The 17,702-nt window shown below is 71.0% G+C and carries 17 protein-coding genes; 9 read left to right on the top strand and 8 right to left on the bottom strand.

Annotation, left to right across the window (positions count from 1 at the left end):
* Positions 1 to 12: 12 nt before the first annotated feature.
* The 4 genes from EAS64_RS07905 to EAS64_RS07890 form a co-directional block, all read right to left on the bottom strand.
* Positions 13 to 969, bottom strand: coding sequence for a ketopantoate reductase family protein (locus EAS64_RS07905; RefSeq protein WP_145851962.1), 957 nt, complete (start codon positions 967 to 969; stop codon positions 13 to 15).
* A 65-nt stretch (positions 970 to 1,034) separates the two neighbouring features.
* Positions 1,035 to 2,009 (bottom strand): NYN domain-containing protein, encoded by a 975-nt coding sequence (locus EAS64_RS07900; RefSeq protein WP_342782023.1) that lies wholly within the window; start codon positions 2,007 to 2,009, stop codon positions 1,035 to 1,037.
* Between the two features lie 74 nt (positions 2,010 to 2,083).
* Positions 2,084 to 2,455, bottom strand: coding sequence for an ArsR/SmtB family transcription factor (locus EAS64_RS07895; protein WP_145851960.1), 372 nt, complete (start codon positions 2,453 to 2,455; stop codon positions 2,084 to 2,086).
* A gap of 13 nt (positions 2,456 to 2,468) precedes the next feature.
* A complete protein-coding gene (locus EAS64_RS07890) occupies positions 2,469 to 2,951 on the bottom strand; it encodes a winged helix-turn-helix domain-containing protein (protein ID WP_145851959.1) in 483 nt (160 codons plus the stop codon).
* Here EAS64_RS07890 and EAS64_RS07885 point away from each other — a divergent pair.
* Positions 2,942 to 3,703: an MIP/aquaporin family protein gene (locus EAS64_RS07885; protein WP_145852423.1), complete on the top strand. Its 762-nt coding sequence runs from the start codon at positions 2,942 to 2,944 to the stop codon at positions 3,701 to 3,703. The two genes, EAS64_RS07890 and EAS64_RS07885, sit on opposite strands and share 10 nt — an antisense overlap.
* Before the next feature lie 145 nt (positions 3,704 to 3,848).
* On the opposite strand, the gene EAS64_RS07880 is transcribed toward EAS64_RS07885, so the two are convergent.
* Positions 3,849 to 4,046, bottom strand: a complete 198-nt coding sequence (locus EAS64_RS07880) for a GNAT family N-acetyltransferase (protein ID WP_222849075.1) — start codon at positions 4,044 to 4,046, stop codon at positions 3,849 to 3,851.
* Between the two features lie 281 nt (positions 4,047 to 4,327).
* On the opposite strand from EAS64_RS07880, the gene EAS64_RS07875 reads away from it, so the two are divergent.
* A complete protein-coding gene (locus tag EAS64_RS07875; RefSeq protein ID WP_145852422.1) occupies positions 4,328 to 6,988 on the top strand; it encodes a phosphoenolpyruvate carboxylase in 2,661 nt (886 codons plus the stop codon).
* Positions 6,989 to 7,090: 102 nt separating this feature from the next.
* Here the strand turns inward: EAS64_RS07875 and EAS64_RS07870 are convergent, their stop codons facing one another.
* Positions 7,091 to 8,011, bottom strand: a complete 921-nt coding sequence (locus tag EAS64_RS07870; RefSeq protein ID WP_145851958.1) for a helix-turn-helix transcriptional regulator — start codon at positions 8,009 to 8,011, stop codon at positions 7,091 to 7,093.
* A 103-nt stretch (positions 8,012 to 8,114) separates the two neighbouring features.
* Between EAS64_RS07870 and EAS64_RS07865 the strand changes: the two genes are divergently transcribed.
* The 6 genes from EAS64_RS07865 to EAS64_RS07840 all read left to right on the top strand — a co-directional run bounded on the left by EAS64_RS07865 (position 8,115) and on the right by EAS64_RS07840 (position 13,764).
* Positions 8,115 to 9,656, top strand: coding sequence for an MFS transporter (locus EAS64_RS07865; protein ID WP_145851957.1), 1,542 nt, complete (start codon positions 8,115 to 8,117; stop codon positions 9,654 to 9,656).
* Between the two features lie 47 nt (positions 9,657 to 9,703).
* A complete protein-coding gene (locus EAS64_RS07860; RefSeq protein ID WP_222849074.1) occupies positions 9,704 to 10,435 on the top strand; it encodes an alanyl-tRNA editing protein in 732 nt (243 codons plus the stop codon).
* A 43-nt stretch (positions 10,436 to 10,478) separates the two neighbouring features.
* Positions 10,479 to 11,243 carry a biotin--[acetyl-CoA-carboxylase] ligase gene (locus EAS64_RS07855; RefSeq protein ID WP_145851955.1) on the top strand — a complete coding sequence of 255 codons (765 nt, stop codon included), beginning with the start codon at positions 10,479 to 10,481 and terminating at the stop codon, positions 11,241 to 11,243.
* 76 nt (positions 11,244 to 11,319) lie between these two features.
* Positions 11,320 to 11,859: a PH domain-containing protein gene (locus EAS64_RS07850; RefSeq protein ID WP_187365755.1), complete on the top strand. Its 540-nt coding sequence runs from the start codon at positions 11,320 to 11,322 to the stop codon at positions 11,857 to 11,859.
* 67 nt (positions 11,860 to 11,926) lie between these two features.
* Entirely contained in the window at positions 11,927 to 12,601 is a 675-nt protein-coding gene (locus tag EAS64_RS07845) for a response regulator transcription factor (RefSeq protein WP_145851953.1), read from the top strand.
* Between the two features lie 155 nt (positions 12,602 to 12,756).
* Positions 12,757 to 13,764 carry a sensor histidine kinase gene (locus EAS64_RS07840; protein ID WP_187365754.1) on the top strand — a complete coding sequence of 336 codons (1,008 nt, stop codon included), beginning with the start codon at positions 12,757 to 12,759 and terminating at the stop codon, positions 13,762 to 13,764.
* Between the two features lie 54 nt (positions 13,765 to 13,818).
* Here EAS64_RS07840 and EAS64_RS07835 read toward each other — a convergent pair whose 3' ends face one another.
* Together EAS64_RS07835 and EAS64_RS07830 are read right to left on the bottom strand one after the other, a co-directional pair.
* Positions 13,819 to 14,736, bottom strand: a complete 918-nt coding sequence (locus tag EAS64_RS07835; protein ID WP_145851951.1) for a GtrA family protein — start codon at positions 14,734 to 14,736, stop codon at positions 13,819 to 13,821.
* Between the two features lie 132 nt (positions 14,737 to 14,868).
* Positions 14,869 to 16,281: a purine-cytosine permease family protein gene (locus tag EAS64_RS07830; protein WP_145851950.1), complete on the bottom strand. Its 1,413-nt coding sequence runs from the start codon at positions 16,279 to 16,281 to the stop codon at positions 14,869 to 14,871.
* Positions 16,282 to 16,486: 205 nt separating this feature from the next.
* Between EAS64_RS07830 and EAS64_RS07825 the strand changes: the two genes are divergently transcribed.
* Positions 16,487 to 17,629 (top strand): 5-(carboxyamino)imidazole ribonucleotide synthase, encoded by a 1,143-nt coding sequence (locus EAS64_RS07825; protein WP_145851949.1) that lies wholly within the window; start codon positions 16,487 to 16,489, stop codon positions 17,627 to 17,629.
* Positions 17,630 to 17,702: the final 73 nt, after the last annotated feature.

The raw sequence follows: 17,702 nt of genomic DNA, 5'->3' as shown, positions 1-17,702 counted from the left end.
TGCCGATTAGTCTCACTGCGCGCCGTGGTGCAAACTGGTCACCCTCTGCGACCAGGTGGCCTCTAGCAGGCGAATCAGCCGGGCGATGAGCGCGTTCGCCGGCGCCTCAATCCCATGCCGCGCCGCCCGTTCCGCGATCGCCCCGTTGAGTTGCGCGATCTCCGTGGGCCTGCCGTTCATCAGGTCCTGGAGCATCGACGCCAGATGCGATCCGGACGCCGACGGATCGAACTGCGCCTTCATCACGCGCAGTGCCGCCGCGGTGTCCACCGCCACGCCCTCCGCGTCGGCCACCGCGGCGATCTCACCGAGAACGCTCAGCGCGAGCGCGTCGAAATCGTCGTACCTGGCAAGCGCGGAGACCGGGATCGAGCCGATCGAGCACACCGTGTTCATCACGCAGTTGAAGGCCACCTTCGCCCAGATCACCTCCATCGCGTCGGCCGTGACCCGAGTGGGGATGCCGGCCGCGTTCAGCGCCGCGCCGGCCAGCCCGGCGGCTGCCGCGCCGGACGGCGAGACCGGGCCGAACACCGTCTCGCCTGAGCCGAGCGCGGTGATGTGGCCGGGACCGACAAGCTCGGTGCCGTACATGGAAACGCCCGCGAGCAGCCGTTCGTCCGGTGCATGCGCGCGCAGCGCCTCGATGTTGCCGAGGCCGTTCTGCAGCGTGAGCAGCAGCGTGGCGGGCCCGATGGCGCCCGCCGCCGCGGCGGCCACGGCGGCGGTCCCGGTGGCCTTGGCGAACACGATGACCAGGTCGGCGGGGACACCGGGCGCGGGGAACAGCATGGCGGGCACCGGGACAACCCTGGTCCCCGACTCATCGGTGACCCGCAGCCCGCGCTCGTTGATCGCGGCCACGTGCTCTGCCCACCCGTCAAGCAGCGTGACCTCGTGGCCGGACTCGAAAAGCGCGGCACCGTACCGGCAGCCCATCGCGCCTGACCCGGCGATGACGATCTTCATGCCTCTAGTCAGGCCTGCGCGGACCGCCCGGCGCAATTGGGGCTAGCCACAAACCGCCCGTCAGCTCAGCCGCGTGACTTGCCGACTCCGATGCCGAATTCGCGATGCACCCGCGCCCAGAACGCGTCCCGCAGCCACTCGCGCGCCTCCTGGTACGGGCGCAGCGACTGACCGAGTTCCTTCTCCGCCTCGACGAGCAGTTCCTTGTCGATGACCGGCGGCAGGATCGGGCCGGGCAGCAGGTCACGGATGTTGTCGGCGCCACGGGTCAGGATCCACTTGTGCGCGACGTGCTCGCCGGCCTCCTCGACGTGCCGCCGGTCGGGACCGAGGCGCGGCATCGGGCCGGTTTGCGACAGGTGCGGGCTCCGGGGGATCGGGCCGGTGGGCCGCGACACCGGATGCCGTTCACCGAAGAGCTGGGCAGGCGATGGAACGGTCGCCTGGACCTCGGGCCTGGCCTGCTCGGCAGCCGGGTTGCGCGCGAAGTAGGGGCGCACGAACGCAGAGTCGAGCACGTCCACCGTGTCCGACTCCCACACCAGCCGCTCCGCCTGGTTGGTGCCGTACGGCGGCTCGACGCCCCACAGGTGCACCCGCACGCCATAGGCCTGCGCCGCCTCGACCGCGGGCACCATGTCCTCGTCGCCCGCGATGAGCACCGCGTCGGTGATCGCCCGGTGCCTGGCCAGCGCCTCCATGTCGGCGCGGATGTTGGCGTCCACGCCCTTCTGCTGGCCGCGCGCGTTCAGGTTGCCGAGCCGGAGCTTGACCCAGGCCATCTGCGCGACAACGCGCTGGTCGATGGTGGGCACCCGGTCGCGGGCCGCGTCGTACCAGTAGACGCGCAGCAGTTCGCCGCGGAACAGTTCGTCGGCGTGCTTGGTGACCGCCTGGATCAGGCCGACGGCGTCGACCCGGTAGTCGCGGCGGGCGCTGGCGCCGAAAAGCAACTCGCCCGCGGCCGCGTAGATATACCCGACATCGACCATGACCGCATATCTGGCGAGGACGGGCATCGGGGCGGCGAATTCGCTCATCGTCATATGACTCTAGGGCAGTCCGGGCCGTGCGCGTGCCACTTGACGCGCGAAGTCGCCCGGAAGCCGTCAGGTCAGTCGGCAGCGATGGGTGCGGAGCGGCGGAGAATGTCGCCGAGCGCCGTCATCGTCTCGGGGACGACGCGGTAGTAGGCCCACTTGCCGCGCTGGTCGCGGCTCACCAGACCGGCGTCGACGAGCAGCTTCATGTGGTGTGAGACGGTTGGCTGGGCGAGGCCGACGGGCTCGGTGAGGTCGCAGATGCAGGCCTCGCCGCCCTCGGCGGCGGCGATCAGCGAGAGCAGGCGGACCCGGTGCCTGTCGCCGAGCGCGCGGAACAGCCGGGCCACTCGCTCGGCGGCCTCTTCGTCAAGCGCGCCCCCGGTCAGCAGCGAGCAGCAGGACGCCAGGTCGGCATCGAGCAATGGCAGGGGCGTGCGTGTCATGAACCTGATCCTCTCACATCGATTGACAAAACTCGATGCATCGAGAATAGTCGATGCATCGAGAAATTTGGATGGGAAAAGGAGAGGGTGCATGAGCGAGCTGCCTGGCTGCCGTCGCCGCCTCCGGGCGGTCTTGGCCGCCACCGCCCCGGCACCCTTCCGTTCGGGCTAAGGACGAAGGCCGAGGGACTTCGGACACCTGCGGGGCGAGTCGGCCGACTCGCCGGCTCAGGTCATCCAGGGCAGCGTCGAAGCTGCCGTGATCGCCGGCCGGGACCGGGTCGGGGACGAGCCGCAGGTAGCTGCGGCGGTGGTCGCCCGCCGAGCGTCGGCGCGTGATGATCCGGGCATCTTCAAGAACGCGCAGGTGATGGGCGAGCAGGTTGGACGGCATCGCGAGCAGCGCGCCGAGTTCCGAGGGGGACGCGTCGCCCTCGGCCAGCCTGTCGGTGATCAGTACATCGGTTAAGTCAAGATAGGCCCGTGATGAGTGCACCTAACCTGTGGCGGCGGCTGGTGGCCGAGTTCCTCGGCAGCGCGTTTCTCGCCGCCATCGTGATCGGCTCCGGGATCGCCGCGCAGCGGCTGTCGCCTGGCGACACCGGGCTTGAGCTGCTGGAGAACGCGGCGGCCACCGCGGTCGGGCTGTTCGCGATCATCTTGATGTTCGGGCCGGTGTCCGGTGCGCACTTCAACCCGGTCGTCTCGTTCGCCGACGCGACGCTCGGCGGGATTTCCTGGCGGGACGCCGCCGCCTACCTGCCTGCCCAGGTCGCGGGCTGCATAAGCGGAGCCGTGGTCGCCAACCTGATGTTCGGGCTTGACGCGGTGTCGATCTCGGTCAAGCAGCGGGCTAGCGGGCCGCACGCCCTGTCTGAGGTCATCGCCACCGCCGGTCTGCTACTGGTGATCTTCGCGCTCGCGCGGACCGGGCGGGCGGCTAGCGCCCCGGCGGCGGTCGGCGCCTACATCGGCGCCGCGTACTGGTTCACGTCGTCCACCAGCTTCGCAAACCCGGCGATCACGGTCGGCCGCATGTTCTCCAACACGTTCGCAGGCATCGCACCATCGTCCGTCCCGGTGTTCATCCTGGCGCAGGTCGGCGGCGGCATCGCGGGCGTGTTCATCATCAGGTTCCTGTACCCCGCGCTGACCCCGGCACAGGCAGCGCAGATCGTCGTGCCGCACGAGACGGACAACGGGTCGGGTCCCGAGCACGACCAGCACGTTTCAAGTGATGGAAGGTAGTCATTTCAATGCACATCGTGGCAATCGTCGGAAGTGACGCCGGGATCAGCGCCGCCCTGCGAGCGCGCGAGATTGATCCGCGGGCGGAGGTCACCGTTGTGGTGGCCGACGCTTACCCGAACTCCTCCATCTGCGGGAGACTGGCTCAGTCCATCCCCGCGACGTTGCTGCGCCGCTCGATCAGCACGGTGTCGCGCCAGCTGCCGTGGTGGCGGCCGACCCGCCGCCGCACGCCAACGGCACGGAACCCCGCCCGCTCGTGCAGCCGAAGGCTCGCGGTGTTTTCCGGGAACACGCTGGACTGGATTGTCCAGATCCCGCCGTGCTCGGCGACGTCGGACACGGAGCGGGCTGGTCAGCCATGACGTTCCTCCGTAGGCCACTGCGAGCTGCGAGCAAGGACAGGCCATCACGATATCGGCGGCTGCCAGCACAAGCGATCAGGCGGGCGGATCCCGACCCTGCGGCGATTGCTTTTAACAGTGGCTGGTTAGGCTCTGCAGCGTGGATGCCTACGCGAGCGACGCGCTTGGCGGCCCGGATTCCGGTCCCGCCGATGACCTGACCGAGGACGGTACCGGGGGAACGGGCCGCGCGCGCGATTCCGCTGCGCTGCCCGAACAGATGCGCAGGGACGTGCGGCTGCTCGGTGAGGTGCTCGGCGAGGTAATCAGCGAGTCCGCGGGCGCGGACCTGCTCGCCGACGTGGAGCGGCTGCGGCACGCGGTCATCGGTGCCCGTACCGCGGCGGACCGCGGTGCGCCCGCGGGGACCGACGCGGGCGATGAGATCGCCGCGCTCGTCTCCTCCTGGTCGTGGGAGCGGGCAGAGCTGGTGGCGCGGGCGTTCACGGTCTACTTCCACCTGGTCAACCTGTCGGAGGAGCAGCAGCGGGTGCGCGCGCTGCGGCTGCGTGGCTCCGGTGACCGGCCGCCGCGTGAGTCGCTTGCCGACGCGGTGGGCCAGCTGACCGCCGAGCGCGGCGCCGAGCACTTGGGCGAGCTGCTCGCGGGGCTCCGGGTGCACCCTGTGTTCACCGCGCATCCCACCGAGGCGCGCCGCCGTGCGGTGGTCGCGTCGCTGCGCCGGGTCACCGGGCTGATCACCGCGATCGACGACGAACGGGCCGGTGCGCTGCAGCAGGCGGAGAACCGGCGCAAGCTCCGCGAGGAGGTGGACCTGCTGTGGCGGACTGCCCAGCTCCGGGTGGCCGGGATGGCGCCGGCCGACGAGGTCCGCACCGTGATGACCGCGTTCGATGAGACGCTGTTCCGCCTTGTGCCCGTGGTCTACCGGGCGCTCGACCACGTGCTGCTCGGCCCGGACAGCGGCACGGTGGCCTCGCCCGTGCCGCCGTTCCTGCGGTTCGGCTCCTGGGTGGGCGGCGACCGTGACGGCAACCCGAACGTCACCGCGGCGGTGACCAGGGAGGCGGCGGTGATCCAGGCCGAGCACGCGCTGCGCGGCCTGGAGGCGGTCTGCGGCAGGATCGGCCGCGCGCTGACCGTCGACGCGGTGACCTCGCCGCCGTCGCCGGCGCTCAGCAGGGCGCTGGCCGCCGCCTCGACCGAGCATCCTGAGTTGCTTGCCGAGATTTCCGCCAGGTCGCCCGGCGAGCCGTACCGCGCCTGGCTGCTTTATGCGGCGGAGCGGCTCGCCGCGACCCGGACGCGGAGCCTGGACCTGGCCTACGGGAGGGCGGAGGACTTCGTGGCCGACCTGCGCCTGGTGCAGGCGGCGCTGGCGGAGGCCGGGGCGGTCCGCCAGGCATACGGAGAGCTGCAGCACCTGGTGTGGCAGGCGGAGACGTTCGGATTCCACCTGGCGGGCCTTGAGGTCAGGCAGCATTCGCGGGTGCATGCCCGCGCACTCGCGGAGCTGCGCGCCGGCGATCCGCCGTCGGCGATGACCGAGGAGGTGCTCGAGACCATCCGGGTGATGGGGTGGATTCAGCGCCGCTACGGCGTCGACGCCTGCCGCAGGTACATCATCTCGTTTACCACCTCAGCCGAGGACGTCGCCGCGGTCTACGAGCTGGCCGGGTACGCGTTCCCGCAGGGCGACGGCCCGGTGCTCGACGTGGTGCCGCTCTTCGAGACCGGCGAGGACCTAGCCAACGCGCCAGGCGTGCTGACCGGCATGCTGGCGGTCCCCGGTGTGGCGGCCCGGCTAGAGCAGACGGGGCGGCACCTGGAGGTGATGCTCGGTTACTCGGACTCGGCCAAGGAACTCGGCCCCGCTTCGGCGACGCTGCGGCTGTTCGACGCGCAGGCGGAACTCGTGGCCTGGGCGGCGGAGCACGACGTGAAGCTCACCATGTTCCACGGGCGCGGCGGCGCGATCGGCCGCGGTGGCGGCCCGGCAGGCCGCGCCGTGCTCGCCCAGGCGCCCGGCTCGGTGGACACTCGCCTGAAGGTGACCGAGCAGGGCGAGGTGATCTTCGCCCGGTACGGCAGGTCGGCGATCGGCCTGCGGCACCTGGAGCAGGTCACCTCGGCGGTGCTGCTCGCCTCATCGCCCTCGGCCGCCGAGCGCAACGCCGCGGCGGCGACGGCCTTCACTGACGTCGCCTCGGCCATCGACGTGGCCTCGAAGGGCGCGTTCCGCGCGCTCGTCGAGTCCGACGGGTTCGCCGAGTGGTTCGCGATGGTCAGCCCTCTCGAGGAGATCGGGGGGCTGCGCATCGGCTCACGGCCGTCGCGGCGCGGTCACGGCGGCGGGCCGCTCGGCCTCGAGGACCTGCGCGCGATTCCCTGGGTGTTCGCCTGGGCGCAGACCAGGCTCAACCTGCCAGGCTGGTACGGCCTCGGCAGCGGCCTGGCCGCCGCCGCCTGGGCTGGCATCCCGGCTGGTGACTCCGACGGCGATATCCCCGCCGAGGGGCTTACCGTACTGCGCCGCGCGTACCGGGAATGGCCACTGCTCGCCACCCTGCTCGACAACGCGGAGATGTCGCTGGCCAAGACCGACCGCTCGATCGCCTCCCGCTACCTAGCCCTGGGCGGCCGGCCCGACCTGACCGAGCGGGTGCTCGCCGAGTACGACCGCACCAGGCGCCTGGTGCTGGCCGTCACCGGGCACGACCGCCTGGTGGCCGGCCGTCCCGTGCTGTCCCGTGCGATCGTGCTGCGCGACCCGTACGTGGACGCGCTGTCCTACCTGCAGCTGCGTGCCCTCTCCGCGCTGCGCGCCGATGAGGTCGACCCGAAGGAGCGCCCCGCGCTCGACCGCCTGCTGCTTCTCACCGTCAGCGGCATCGCGGCCGGCCTGCAGAACACCGGCTGACCCGCGCCCGCTGGGCGCCCCGCCGCCCTCCGGCCTGTCCGCCTGCCGGCCCGGCCGCGCCGTCTCTCCATACCGGTTCTGGCACACAGAGCCAGAACAGGCTCAGAGGGCGGCCGCAGCCAGCCGAACCCGTTCGGGATGGTGGGTGTTCCAGCAGGGGAAGCGGGCGTCGCGGTCCGCGCCTTCGGCGAGCCGGGTGAGTGCCGTTGCGCTTGGCTCGTCGGCGGGGGTGTACACGACGAGGCGGGCGCCGGGGACGGCGGTGACCGCGAAGCTGGTGGACGTGGTGGTGATGTGGCCGACGGCCGGGTGGCGGAAGTGCTTGGTGTGGCTGGTCGGCTGTGCCACGTCGTGTGACGCCCAGGCCTCGGCGAAGGCCGGGCTGACCGCCTCGAGGCGGCGGATGAAGTGCGCCCACGCCGGGTCGCCGACGTGGCGGCCGTAGGCCGCGCGCAGCTGTCCGACCAGGCCCAGGCAGTGAATCCCCTTGTCCTGCAGCGGGCTGCAGCAGGCTGGGGACGTGAGGTTGACGAGCAGCGTGTTCCGCTCGCCCGCCGGTGCCCCGGTGATGCTCGGGAAGAGCGCGGCGTACACCTCGTTCCACGCGATCAGGTCGAATCGCTCGGTGAGCACGCAGGCGGGGTACTTGACGGCGTCGAGGATCTGCTGGACCTCTGGCGGGAGGGCGCAGTCGCCGCAGTCCGCCGCGGCGGCAGCCGCGCCCGGCAGGTCGGCGAGACGGAACAGGTGGGCGCGTTCCACCTGGTCGAGCCGGAGCGTGGTGGCGACGGCGTCGAGGACCTGGACGCTCGCGTTGATCGGGCGGCCCTGCTCCAGCCAGGTGTACCAGGTGACACCGACCCCGGCGAGCTGCGCGAGTTCCTCGCGGCGCAGGCCGGCGGTGCGGCGGCGGGTGCCTGGCGGCAGGCCCACGTCCTCGGGGCTGATCCGCTCGCGCCTGGCGCGCAGGAACGCGGCGAGCTCGGTCCTGCGGGCGGCGGTTGCCGTGGCCGATTCGGTCATGATCCTCATCCTCCCGCATGGCGGTCAGCCTTGCCAGGTGGTATTAGTACCAGGATAACCAGGCTCTTGGTACCAGCATAAGCGCAGCGGCATGCTAGGTGACATGACAGAACTCAGGGACCGCCCGGCCCTCGCCAGCACCGGCAGGGAAGGCCGGGCCGCCCGCGCCGTGCCGCCGGCCGTGGCGCTCGCCATCGTGCTGACCGGCCAGATTATGGCCGTACTCGACACCAACATCGTCAACGTCGCGGTGCCCGCCATGCACGCCACGCTCGGCGCGTCCGGCGCGGGGCTCCAGCTCATCGTGGCCGGCTATACGATCGCCTACGCCGTGCTGCTCGTCACCGGCGCGAGGCTGGGCGACATTCTCGGGCACCGCCGCGTCTACCTGGCGGGCGTGGCCCTGTTCACGCTCGCCTCGCTCGGCTGCGGGCTGGCGCCGTCGACGGGTGCACTCGTCGCGCTGCGATTCCTCCAGGGCGCGGGTGCCGCGGTCATGATCCCGCAGGTACTCAGCCTGATCCAGCGCAGCTACACCGCACCGGGACCGCGGGCGAGGGCGATGAGCCTGTACGCGACCGTCATCTCCGGCGGCGCCGTGCTCGGCCAGGTTCTCGGCGGCGTGCTGGTCAGCGCGGACCTGTTCGGCAGCTCGTGGCGCCCCGTCTTCCTCGTCAACGTGCCGATCGGGCTGCTCGTGCTTGCCGCGGGCCGGCTGCTGCCCGCTGGCCGCTTCGACGGGATCCGCACCCTTGACCTGCCGGGCCTCGCGGTGCTCACCCCTGTCGTGCTCGCCTTCGTGCTGCCGCTCGTCCTCGGTCAGCCGCTCGGCTGGCCTGCCTGGGGCTGGGTGCTGCTCGTCGCGTCCGTGGCAGGCTTCGCGCTGCTCGGCGTGGTGGAGCACCGGGTGGGCGCACGCGGCGGTCAGCCGATCCTGCCGAGGTCGCTGCTTGGCCTGCCCGGCATGGTTGCCGGCCTCGCCGGGCTTTTCGCGTCGCTTGCGGTGTTCGGCGGCTGGCTGTTCGGCCTGGCGCTCGAGCTGCAGGACGGCCTCGGCGACTCGCCGCTGCGGGCCGGCCTTACGTTCGTCCCGTGCGGCGTAGCCTTCGCGCTTGTCAGCCTGAACTGGCGGCGGCTGCCGGCGCGCTACCACGGAAACCTGCCGATGGCCGGGTTCGTGGTCAACGGGATCGGCCTGCTGTGGGCCGGGCTGCTGCTGCGGGACGGCGGCACGGGCGGCGTCTGGCTGTACGTCGCGCTCGCGGTCGCCGGCGGCGGCATGGCGGGGGCGTTCGGCGCGCTGATGGGCCGGGTGCTGTCCCGGGTGCCTGTGGCCAGCGCGGCGGACGCGAGCGGCGTGGTCGTCACGGTGAACCAGCTCGGCATCGTCGTCGGCATCGCCGCGTTCGGCTCGCTGTACCTGAACCTGGCGGGCAGGCTGCCTGCGGGGGCCGTGGCGGCCAGGCCCGGCGGCTTCGCCGTCTCCTCGGGGCATGCCTACCTCGCGGTGTCGGTCGCGCTCAGCGCGCTCGCGCTGACGGGTGCGGCGCTCGCCCTGGCGCATCACAGGATCGCCACGGCGGCAGCCGCATCCGCCGCCCCTGCCGCCCCGCTCGCGTCGACCGCCTCGCCCGCGCCTCGGTAGGCGCGGCGGTAGGCGGGGCGATGGGGCGCAGCAGTAGGCTGCCTAGCGTGAGCAGGACACATCGCCTTGACCTTGATGACCAGACGCTGCGCGAGTGGGACGCCGTGGTGCTCGACTCCGGACCTGACGGGATCGTTCTCGACCGGTCCGCCTTCTACCCCGGCGGCGGCGGTCAGCCGCCGGACCACGGTGTCCTGCTCTGGGGCGGGGTGCAGACCAGGATCGTGGACGCGCGCAAGACCGGGGACGACGTGTACCTGGTGCCGCTCGACACCGATCCGCTGCCGCCGCCGGGCACCGCGGTGCGCGGCGCGCTTGAGGACGACAGGCGCACGGCGCTGATGCGCACCCACTCCGGGCTGCACGTGCTGTGCGGCGTGGTCTTCCGCGACTTCGGCGCGCTGGTGACGGGCGGCAACATGGAGCCGCTCAACGCCAGGATGGACTTCAACCTGGAGGCCGTGCCGCCCGGCTTCAAGGAGGCCGTCGAGGCGGCGTGCAACACCGAGCTCCGCGCGGACCGGCGGATCGACGTCCGCACGCTGCCGCGCGACGAGGCGTTCAGGCTCCCCGACATCATCAGGACCGCGACCAACCTGGTGCCCGATGACGTCAAGGAGGTGCGGATCGTGGACATTGTGGGCCTCGACCAGCAGGCCGACGGCGGCACGCACGTGGCGTCCACGTCCCAGGTCGGCCGGATCTCCGTCGTCAAGGTGGAGAACAAGGGCAAGGGCTTCCGCAGGCTGCGGATCGCGATCGGCGATGCCAGTGACTAATCCTCCGAACGGTTGGGGGCTCCGTCTCCCCGCCCCCAGCGGCATGTGGACGCGGCTTGACGTGGTGGCGTCCACCGGCTCGACCAACGCCGACCTGCTCGCGCGGGCCACCGCCGAGCCGGCCGGCCCCGAGGGCCAGGTGCTTGTCGCGGAGGAGCAGACGGCGGGGCGGGGACGGCTCGGCCGGTCCTGGTCAAGCGTGCCCGGTGAGGCGCTGACGTTCTCTATGCTGCTGCGGCCCGTAACGGTGCCGGCGGACCGCCGCGGCTGGCTGCCGCTGCTTACCGGGGTCGCGGTGGTGTCCGCCGTCCGGTCGGTGAGTGCCGTCGACGCGGTGCTCAAGTGGCCGAACGACGTCCTGGCCGGCGAGCGCAAGCTGGCGGGCATCCTCGCCGAGCAGGCGCCTGACGAGTCGGCGGTCGTGATCGGCATCGGCCTCAACGTCGCGACTCCCGCGGAGTCGCTGCCCGTGTCGCCGTCCGGCCTGCGGGCCACCTCGCTGATCGCCGAGGGCGCCACGGTGGCCCGGGAGGATCTGCTCGCCGCGGTGCTCGGCGAGTTCGAGCACCGGTACGCGGCGTTCCGTGCGGAACCGGACCCGGCCGGGACCGGCCTGCTCGCGGAGTACCGTGCGCTGTGCGCGACCCTCGGCCAGCCGGTGCGCGCCGAACTGCCGCTCGGCCGGGTGCTGACGGGCACGGCCACCGATGTCGACGCGGCCGGCCGGCTGCTGATCGAGGAACGGCCAGGCGATCCGCCGGTGCCGGTCTCGGCGGGCGATGTCGTCCACGTCCGTCCGGCGAGTTGAGAATAAGTTCGCCGGCACGTCCCGGTATGACCCGGCATCTGCCGTTATTCCGCGGCTGCGCCTCTACCATGTCCCCATGGGTCATGACAGCTCGCTCGCGGTCGGCGAGGAGTCGGTAAAAGTTCTGCATCAGCACTGGAAGACGCTGGTGGGTCCGGTCGCGGCCGGGCTTCTCGTGGTGGTCGCGCTGGCCGCCGCCGAGGCGCTCATTCCGGGGAACAAGTACTCGGCGATCGAGCGGCTTGCCGTCGGGGTGGTCGCACTCGCGCTGCTTATCTGGTGGCTGCTGCTGCCCGTCCTGGTCTGGCGTACCACGGTGTATGAGCTGACGAACAAGCGGATGCGGCTGCGGGACGGGATCGTGACACGCAACGGCAGGGACATCCCGCTGTCGCGGATCACCGACGTCTCGTTCCGCAAGGGGGTGCTCGACCGGCTGCTCGGCTGCGGGACGCTCGTCGTGGAATCCGCCGGCGAGCACGGCGAGCTGGCGCTGACCGAGATCCCGCACGTGGAGCGAGTGTCCTCACTGCTGTTCCAGCTCGTCGAGAACGAACGGCTGGGCGACGACCGGGTTCCGCCGGACCGGAGCGACGACCGGCCTGCATACGACTGACCGGGATATCGCTGATGCCCGGCGCGCTGCGGATGCAACTGTTTTACCGTGGCTTTACGATCTACGTATGACCCGAGTGCTGCTCGCCGAGGACGACACCTCCATTTCTGAGCCGCTGTCCCGCGCCCTGCGCAGGGAGGGCTACCAGGTGGAGGTCACCCAGGACGGTCCGACGACGCTTGGGCGGGCGCTCTCGGACGGGGTGGACCTGATCCTGCTCGATATCGGTTTGCCTGAGCTTGACGGCCTTGAGGTGTGCCGCAGGGTCCGCGCCGAGGGGAACGGCGTGCCCGTGCTGATCCTCACCGCCAGGGCCGACGAGGTGGACACCGTGGTCGGGCTGGATGCGGGCGCCGACGACTACGTTACCAAGCCGTTCCGGCTCGCCGAGCTGCTCGCCAGGGTCCGCGCCCTGCTGCGCCGCGGCACGGCTGAGGTGCCAGGCACGGTGCGCGGCGTGCGGGTGGACGCGGACGCCAGAAGGGCCTGGCACGGCGACACCGAACTCGATCTGACCACGAAGGAATTCGACCTGCTGTGGATCCTGCTGCGGGACGCGGGCAAGGTGGTCACCCGCGAGCAGATCATGCGCGAGGTCTGGGACGCCAAGTGGTGGACGTCCACCAAGACGCTTGACATGCACATCTCCTGGCTGCGCCGCAAGCTGGGCGACGACGCGCACCACCCGCGCTTCATCACGACGGTGCGCGGCGTCGGGTTCCGGTTCGAGCGCGGAGACTGACGAGGTGAAGATGCTCGGACAGCACCGACCACCGGATACGTACTCGGCGCGGCAGGCGCCGTACCGGAGCTTGCCCCGGCGAGGGGGCTATGGGGGAGGGACTCCCCCATGCTTGGGGGGGTCTCCGGGGGGGTCATCCCCCCGGGGGGAATAGCGTGCGTCGCCGCCTGTGGCTGTCCGCGGCGGCGGTCGCGGTGGCCGCCGCCCTCGTCGCGGCCGTGCCGCTGCTCGTGGTCGCGGCGGACCGTGATGCCGGCCTGCTCGCGCTCGGCCTGCCGCTGCTCGTGGTGGCCGTCGGCGGCGCCGTGGTGCTTACCGGGATGGTGGCACAGCGGGCCGCCAGGCCGGTGGAGGAACTGGCCGACGCGGCCGGACGTCTCGGCACGGGTGACCCGCGCCCGGTGGGCCGCCGGTACGGGGTGAGCGAGCTCGACCAGGTCGCCGACGGCCTGGACAGCGTCTCCCGCCGGGTCACCAACCTGCTCACCGCCGACCGCGAGCTGGCCATCGACGCATCCCACCAGCTGCGCACCCCGCTGACCGCGCTGTCCATGCGGCTCGAGGAGATGATCGCCGCGGCGGACGAACCCGACGTGGTGCGCGAGGAGGGCACGGCGGCGCTGGCGCAGGCGGAGCGGCTCGCCGAGGTGGTCACTCAGCTGCTCAGCCCGGCTCGCCGGGTGGGCGCCGGATCGGCCGGCCTGATCAGCGTCGACAAGATCGTGCTGCAGCAGATCACCGAGTGGGAGCCCGCGTTCCGCCGGGCCGGGCGGAAGATGGTCCTTATCGGGGAGTCCAGGCTGCAGGCCTACGTCACCCCCGGCGGGCTTGCCCAGGTGATCGCGACGCTGCTTGACAACGCGCTGATGCACGGCAAGGGCACGGTGACGATCCGCAGGACGCAGTCCGCGAGTTCGGTCGTGATCGAGGTCGAGGACGAGGGGAACGGAGTGCCCGCCGAACTGGTTTCCCGCATCTTCGAGCGGAGCGTCAGCGGCCGGCCGGAAGGCACCGGGCTCGGGCTTGCGCTGGCCAGGACGATGACGACGGCCGACGGCGGCCGGATCGTGCTTGCCAGGCGCAGGCCCCCGGTGTTCGCGGTGTTCCTGCCGCGCAACCCGCCGTCGGGCCGGCCGAAGCCGGGGCGGAGCGGTCCCGCCTGACGGCGATCGCGGCGGCTCAGTTGCCCGGCCGCGCCTGACAGCGCGGGGCTCGTGTTATGGCTTGCGGTGGCGGCCCGCGGACGGGCGCGGTGCGGTGGGCGGCGCCACCGGGCCCGCGGCCATCGGGCCGGTAGAGCCCTGCCGCCTGGCGTCCTGCGCTGCCCCGGGAAGCTGGGTGCGGTGGGGTGAGGCCACGCGCCCGTTCGGGATGATCGCATTGTCTGTCCGCCGCTGCGGGTGCTCGGCCGTCTCCCACGCCCGGGCCGGGGCGGCGTCCCAGGCCGACGGGGCCTCACGCCTGGCGGACACGGGCTCGGCGTTCCACGCGGCCGCGCGTGCGGGCTGGTTCCACACCGGCGCGGGTGCCGGCTGGTTCCACGCGGGCGCGGCCGGCTGGTTCCAGGCAGGCGCGGCGGCCGCCACCGGGGCGGCGGCCATGCTGGCCGGCCGCGCGGGCGGCAGGAACGCCGGGTCGAGCTCCCACGGCGGGTAGTCGGGGAAGGCAGGGGCGTTGGACAGCCTGGCCGGGGCGGCCTGCGGCGGCGCGAGGAACACCCACTTGCGGTAGGCGTAGAACCGGAAGATCGTGCCGAGGCCGGTGCCGAGCACCGAGGCCGCGTTGAACTCGATCTTGCCGTGCAGACCGAGAACGTACGTGACGAAGCCGATGACGGCCTCGGCGATGAGCAGGCCCACCACGTTGAGCACGATGAAGAGCACCGCCTCGCGCCTGGCGGGCTGGTTCTCGCGCTCCTTGAACGTCCAGAAACGGGAGCCCAGGTAGGTCACTACGGTCGCGAGGGTGACCGCGACGGCCTTGGAGGCCAGTGGCCCGACGTGGTACTCGCTGTGCAGCACCGCGGTGCCGCCCAGGTCGACCACGGAACCTATGCCGCCGACGATGCCGAACTTGAGAACCTCGGGAAGCATCGTGCGAGCACGGGTATACAGGCCGGCGGCTGTGAGGGCCATGCGCGGATTGCCCCTTTCGTCGTGGTGCGCACCACCGTAGTCGACCTATTTTGCCGCGGAGTTACGAAGTGGCTGAATTGTTGTTGAGGGTTTCCCGGCCGGACAGGCGAGCCGGCCGGGAAACCAGTGCCGCTAGCTGGCGACCGCTGCGCTGGCGCGGCGGTCCGCGATCAGCCGCCAGGCGAGGTAGATCACAGCGGTGAGGACGAAGCCGACCTCGAAGGTCAGGTCGCCGAAGTTGCCGTTGTGGGTCGGGACCGTGCCGACATACCTGGGGGGCTGGTTGGCGAAGAGCCAGATCGAGACGACCACGCCGACAGCCATCGAGACCGGGCCCGCCCAGTTGGTGAACTTCCTGTTGAACAGCAGATGCTCGATCCGCGCCGGGTCCTGGCGGCGCCGCAGGAACATGTCACAGAACATGACGGCAAGCCAGGGTGCGATCCAGTAGGCGATGATCAGCAGGAAGTTGGTGTACTTGGCGCCGGCGTCGCTCAGCCCGGACCACGCGACGAAGAAGCCGATGGCGCCAAAGCCCAGAGCGACGATGGCCCGCCTGGCCGCGAGAGGCAGCTTGAAGCCGATCGCGGTGAACGAGATCGCGCCGGAGTAGATGTTAAGCGCGTTGGCGGCGATGCCGCCGATCACGATGGCGATCAGCGTCAGGTCGCCGAGCCAGGTGGGGAAGATGCCGGTCCAGCCGGCCGTCGGGTTGGCGTTCGAGGCGACGGCGGGCAGGGTGCCCGCGGCGGCGCCGACGGTCTCGAGTAGCACGCAGGACAGGAATACGCCGAGGAAGGACCACAGGGCGATGGCGGGCTTGCTCGTCTCCGGCTTGAGGTAGCGCGTGTAGTCGGAGGCGTAGGGGTTCCAGCCGACCGCGTAACCGAACGTCGCGCCGACCTCAATGAGGAAGGCGCCAGGAATCGTCTTGTGCACCGCGCCCGGGTTGGCCTTGCCGAACGTCCACACCGACGCGATCAGGAAGATGACCACAAGCACGGGGAACGCGTACCGCTCGAACACGTGGATCAGGTTGTGCCCGAGGAACGCCACCGCGAGCTGGAGGCCGACCACGATCAGCAGGGCGAGCACCTCGGGCATGTGGGTGAGCGCGCTCAGCGCGAGCGCGCCGCTGACACTGTTGACCGCGAACCAGCCGATGCCGGCGACGAGTGCGTTGATCCCCGCGGGCAGCACATTGCCCCAGTAACCGAAGCCGAGGCGGCTGAGCACCATCTGCGGCACGCCGTACTGCGGCCCCGCGGTGCCCAGGATGCCCAGGGTGACCGAGCCGAGCGCGGTGCCGAGCACGATCGCGAGGAAGGTCTCCCAGAAGCTGAGGCCGAAGAAGACCACGCCGATGAAGCCGACGAACACCGTCGCGAACTCCATGTTGGGCGAGGTCCACGTCCAGAACAGGTTGAGCGGCCGACCATGCCGCTCCTTGAGGGGGATGAACTCTGCACCCCCGGGCTCCACGGCGATTACTTTGTCGCCGTATGTCCCTTCTCTGACCTCAATGTCATCACCTAGCGTGGTCATCTCTGTTTGCGCTCCCTGCGGGCATGCATGGCGGGGTCGTGGGGATCTGGCTACCGGAGAGTCGCGCCATTGCGGCTTCGTGTCGCCACGTTGTTGTACCCAGGATTGGGTGGTTCCGCGTAGGCTACACCGCGTGCTTTCACCGTTGTCACCTGCGGGATCAAAAGGACCAGCCGGACCTATCGTACGTAAGTCGGTCACCGGCATGCCCGTCGTCGGCATGGTGGGCGGCGGGCAACTGGCGCGGATGACGGCAGCGGCGGCGGTTGGCCTCGGTGCCACCTTCCGGGTGCTTGCCGAGTCCGCGAACGAGAGCGCCGCGCTCGTCACGCACGACGTGGCGATCGGCTCGCATCTCTCTTTGCCGGATATCGCGGCCTTCGCCGCCGAATGTGACGTCATTACGTTCGATCATGAGCATGTACCAGGCGCGATCCTCGCCGAGCTAGAGTCAGCCGGGGTGCTCGTTCGCCCCGGCAGCGCCGCGCTCGGCTACACCCAGAACAAGCTGGCCATGCGCGAGCGGCTCAGCTCGCTCGGCGTGCCCTGCCCGCGGTTCGCGCCCGTCGTATCCGTGGCCGACGTCGAGAAGTTCGCCGCCGGGTCATGGCCGGTCGTGCTCAAGGCGGTCAGGGGCGGCTACGACGGCAAGGGCGTCTGGGTCTGCGACTCGGCCGTCGAGGCGGCGGAGGTCATCTCGCACGGCATACCGCTCCTCGCGGAGGAGTTCGTGCCGTTCAGGCGGGAGCTGGCCGCACTCGTCGCCATGTCACCGTCCGGTCAGGGTGCCGCCTACCCGGTGGTCCAGACGATCCAGGTGGACGGCATCTGCCGTGAGGTGATCGCGCCGGCGCCAGGACTCGACCCGGATCTTGCCATCGAGGCGGAAGCGATGGCCCTGGGCATCGCGGCCCAGCTCGGCGTGACCGGCCTGCTCGCCGTGGAGCTGTTCGAGACGCGGGCCGGCGGACTGCTCGCCAACGAGCTCGCCATGCGGCCGCACAACAGCGGGCACTGGACCATCGAGGGAGCGGTCACCTCGCAGTTCGAGCAGCACCTGCGCGCGGTGCTCGACCTGCCGCTCGGATCGTGCGTCCCCGCGGGCACCTTTACCGTCATGGCGAACTTGCTCGGCGGCACCGACCCGGACGTCTTCGACCGCTATATCCACGTGATGGCGGCCGACCCGACGGTCAAGGTGCACTTCTACGGCAAGGAAGTCCGCCAGGGCCGGAAGATCGGCCACGTCACGATCGTGGGCGGTCCCGGAGACAGCGTGGAGTCGCTGCGCGACCGGGCCCGCCGTGCGGCCAGCTACCTGCGCTGGGGCACTGAAGACGGGGAGTAACGGAAAATCCCTGATCAGGCGCTCTTACTTGCCACCGGCAATTACTCTGTCACGAGATGATTAAGCAGGGTCG

It is taken from the genome of Trebonia kvetii (assembly GCF_007827045.1).
Taxonomy (GTDB): Bacteria; Actinomycetota; Actinomycetes; order Streptosporangiales; family Streptosporangiaceae; genus Trebonia; species Trebonia kvetii.
This window is presented reverse-complemented; position numbering and strand designations above follow the sequence as displayed.

Excerpts from the sequence above, each read along its gene's own strand:
- EAS64_RS07855 (WP_145851955.1), top strand. The coding sequence starts at position 10,479 with ATGTGGACGCGGCTTGACGTGGTGGCGTCCACCGGCTCGACCAACGCC.
- EAS64_RS07825 (WP_145851949.1), top strand. The coding sequence starts at position 16,487 with ATGCCCGTCGTCGGCATGGTGGGCGGCGGGCAACTGGCGCGGATGACG.
- EAS64_RS07905 (WP_145851962.1), bottom strand. The coding sequence starts at position 969 with ATGAAGATCGTCATCGCCGGGTCAGGCGCGATGGGCTGCCGGTACGGT.
- EAS64_RS07895 (WP_145851960.1), bottom strand. The coding sequence starts at position 2,455 with ATGACACGCACGCCCCTGCCATTGCTCGATGCCGACCTGGCGTCCTGC.
- EAS64_RS07875 (WP_145852422.1), top strand. The coding sequence starts at position 4,328 with ATGCGCAGGGACGTGCGGCTGCTCGGTGAGGTGCTCGGCGAGGTAATC.
- EAS64_RS07830 (WP_145851950.1), bottom strand. The coding sequence starts at position 16,281 with ATGACCACGCTAGGTGATGACATTGAGGTCAGAGAAGGGACATACGGC.
- EAS64_RS07865 (WP_145851957.1), top strand. The coding sequence starts at position 8,115 with ATGACAGAACTCAGGGACCGCCCGGCCCTCGCCAGCACCGGCAGGGAA.
- EAS64_RS07885 (WP_145852423.1), top strand. The coding sequence starts at position 2,942 with ATGAGTGCACCTAACCTGTGGCGGCGGCTGGTGGCCGAGTTCCTCGGC.
- EAS64_RS07850 (WP_187365755.1), top strand. The coding sequence starts at position 11,320 with ATGGGTCATGACAGCTCGCTCGCGGTCGGCGAGGAGTCGGTAAAAGTT.
- EAS64_RS07845 (WP_145851953.1), top strand. The coding sequence starts at position 11,927 with ATGACCCGAGTGCTGCTCGCCGAGGACGACACCTCCATTTCTGAGCCG.
- EAS64_RS07900 (WP_342782023.1), bottom strand. The coding sequence starts at position 2,009 with ATGAGCGAATTCGCCGCCCCGATGCCCGTCCTCGCCAGATATGCGGTC.
- EAS64_RS07835 (WP_145851951.1), bottom strand. The coding sequence starts at position 14,736 with ATGGCCCTCACAGCCGCCGGCCTGTATACCCGTGCTCGCACGATGCTT.
- EAS64_RS07870 (WP_145851958.1), bottom strand. The coding sequence starts at position 8,011 with ATGACCGAATCGGCCACGGCAACCGCCGCCCGCAGGACCGAGCTCGCC.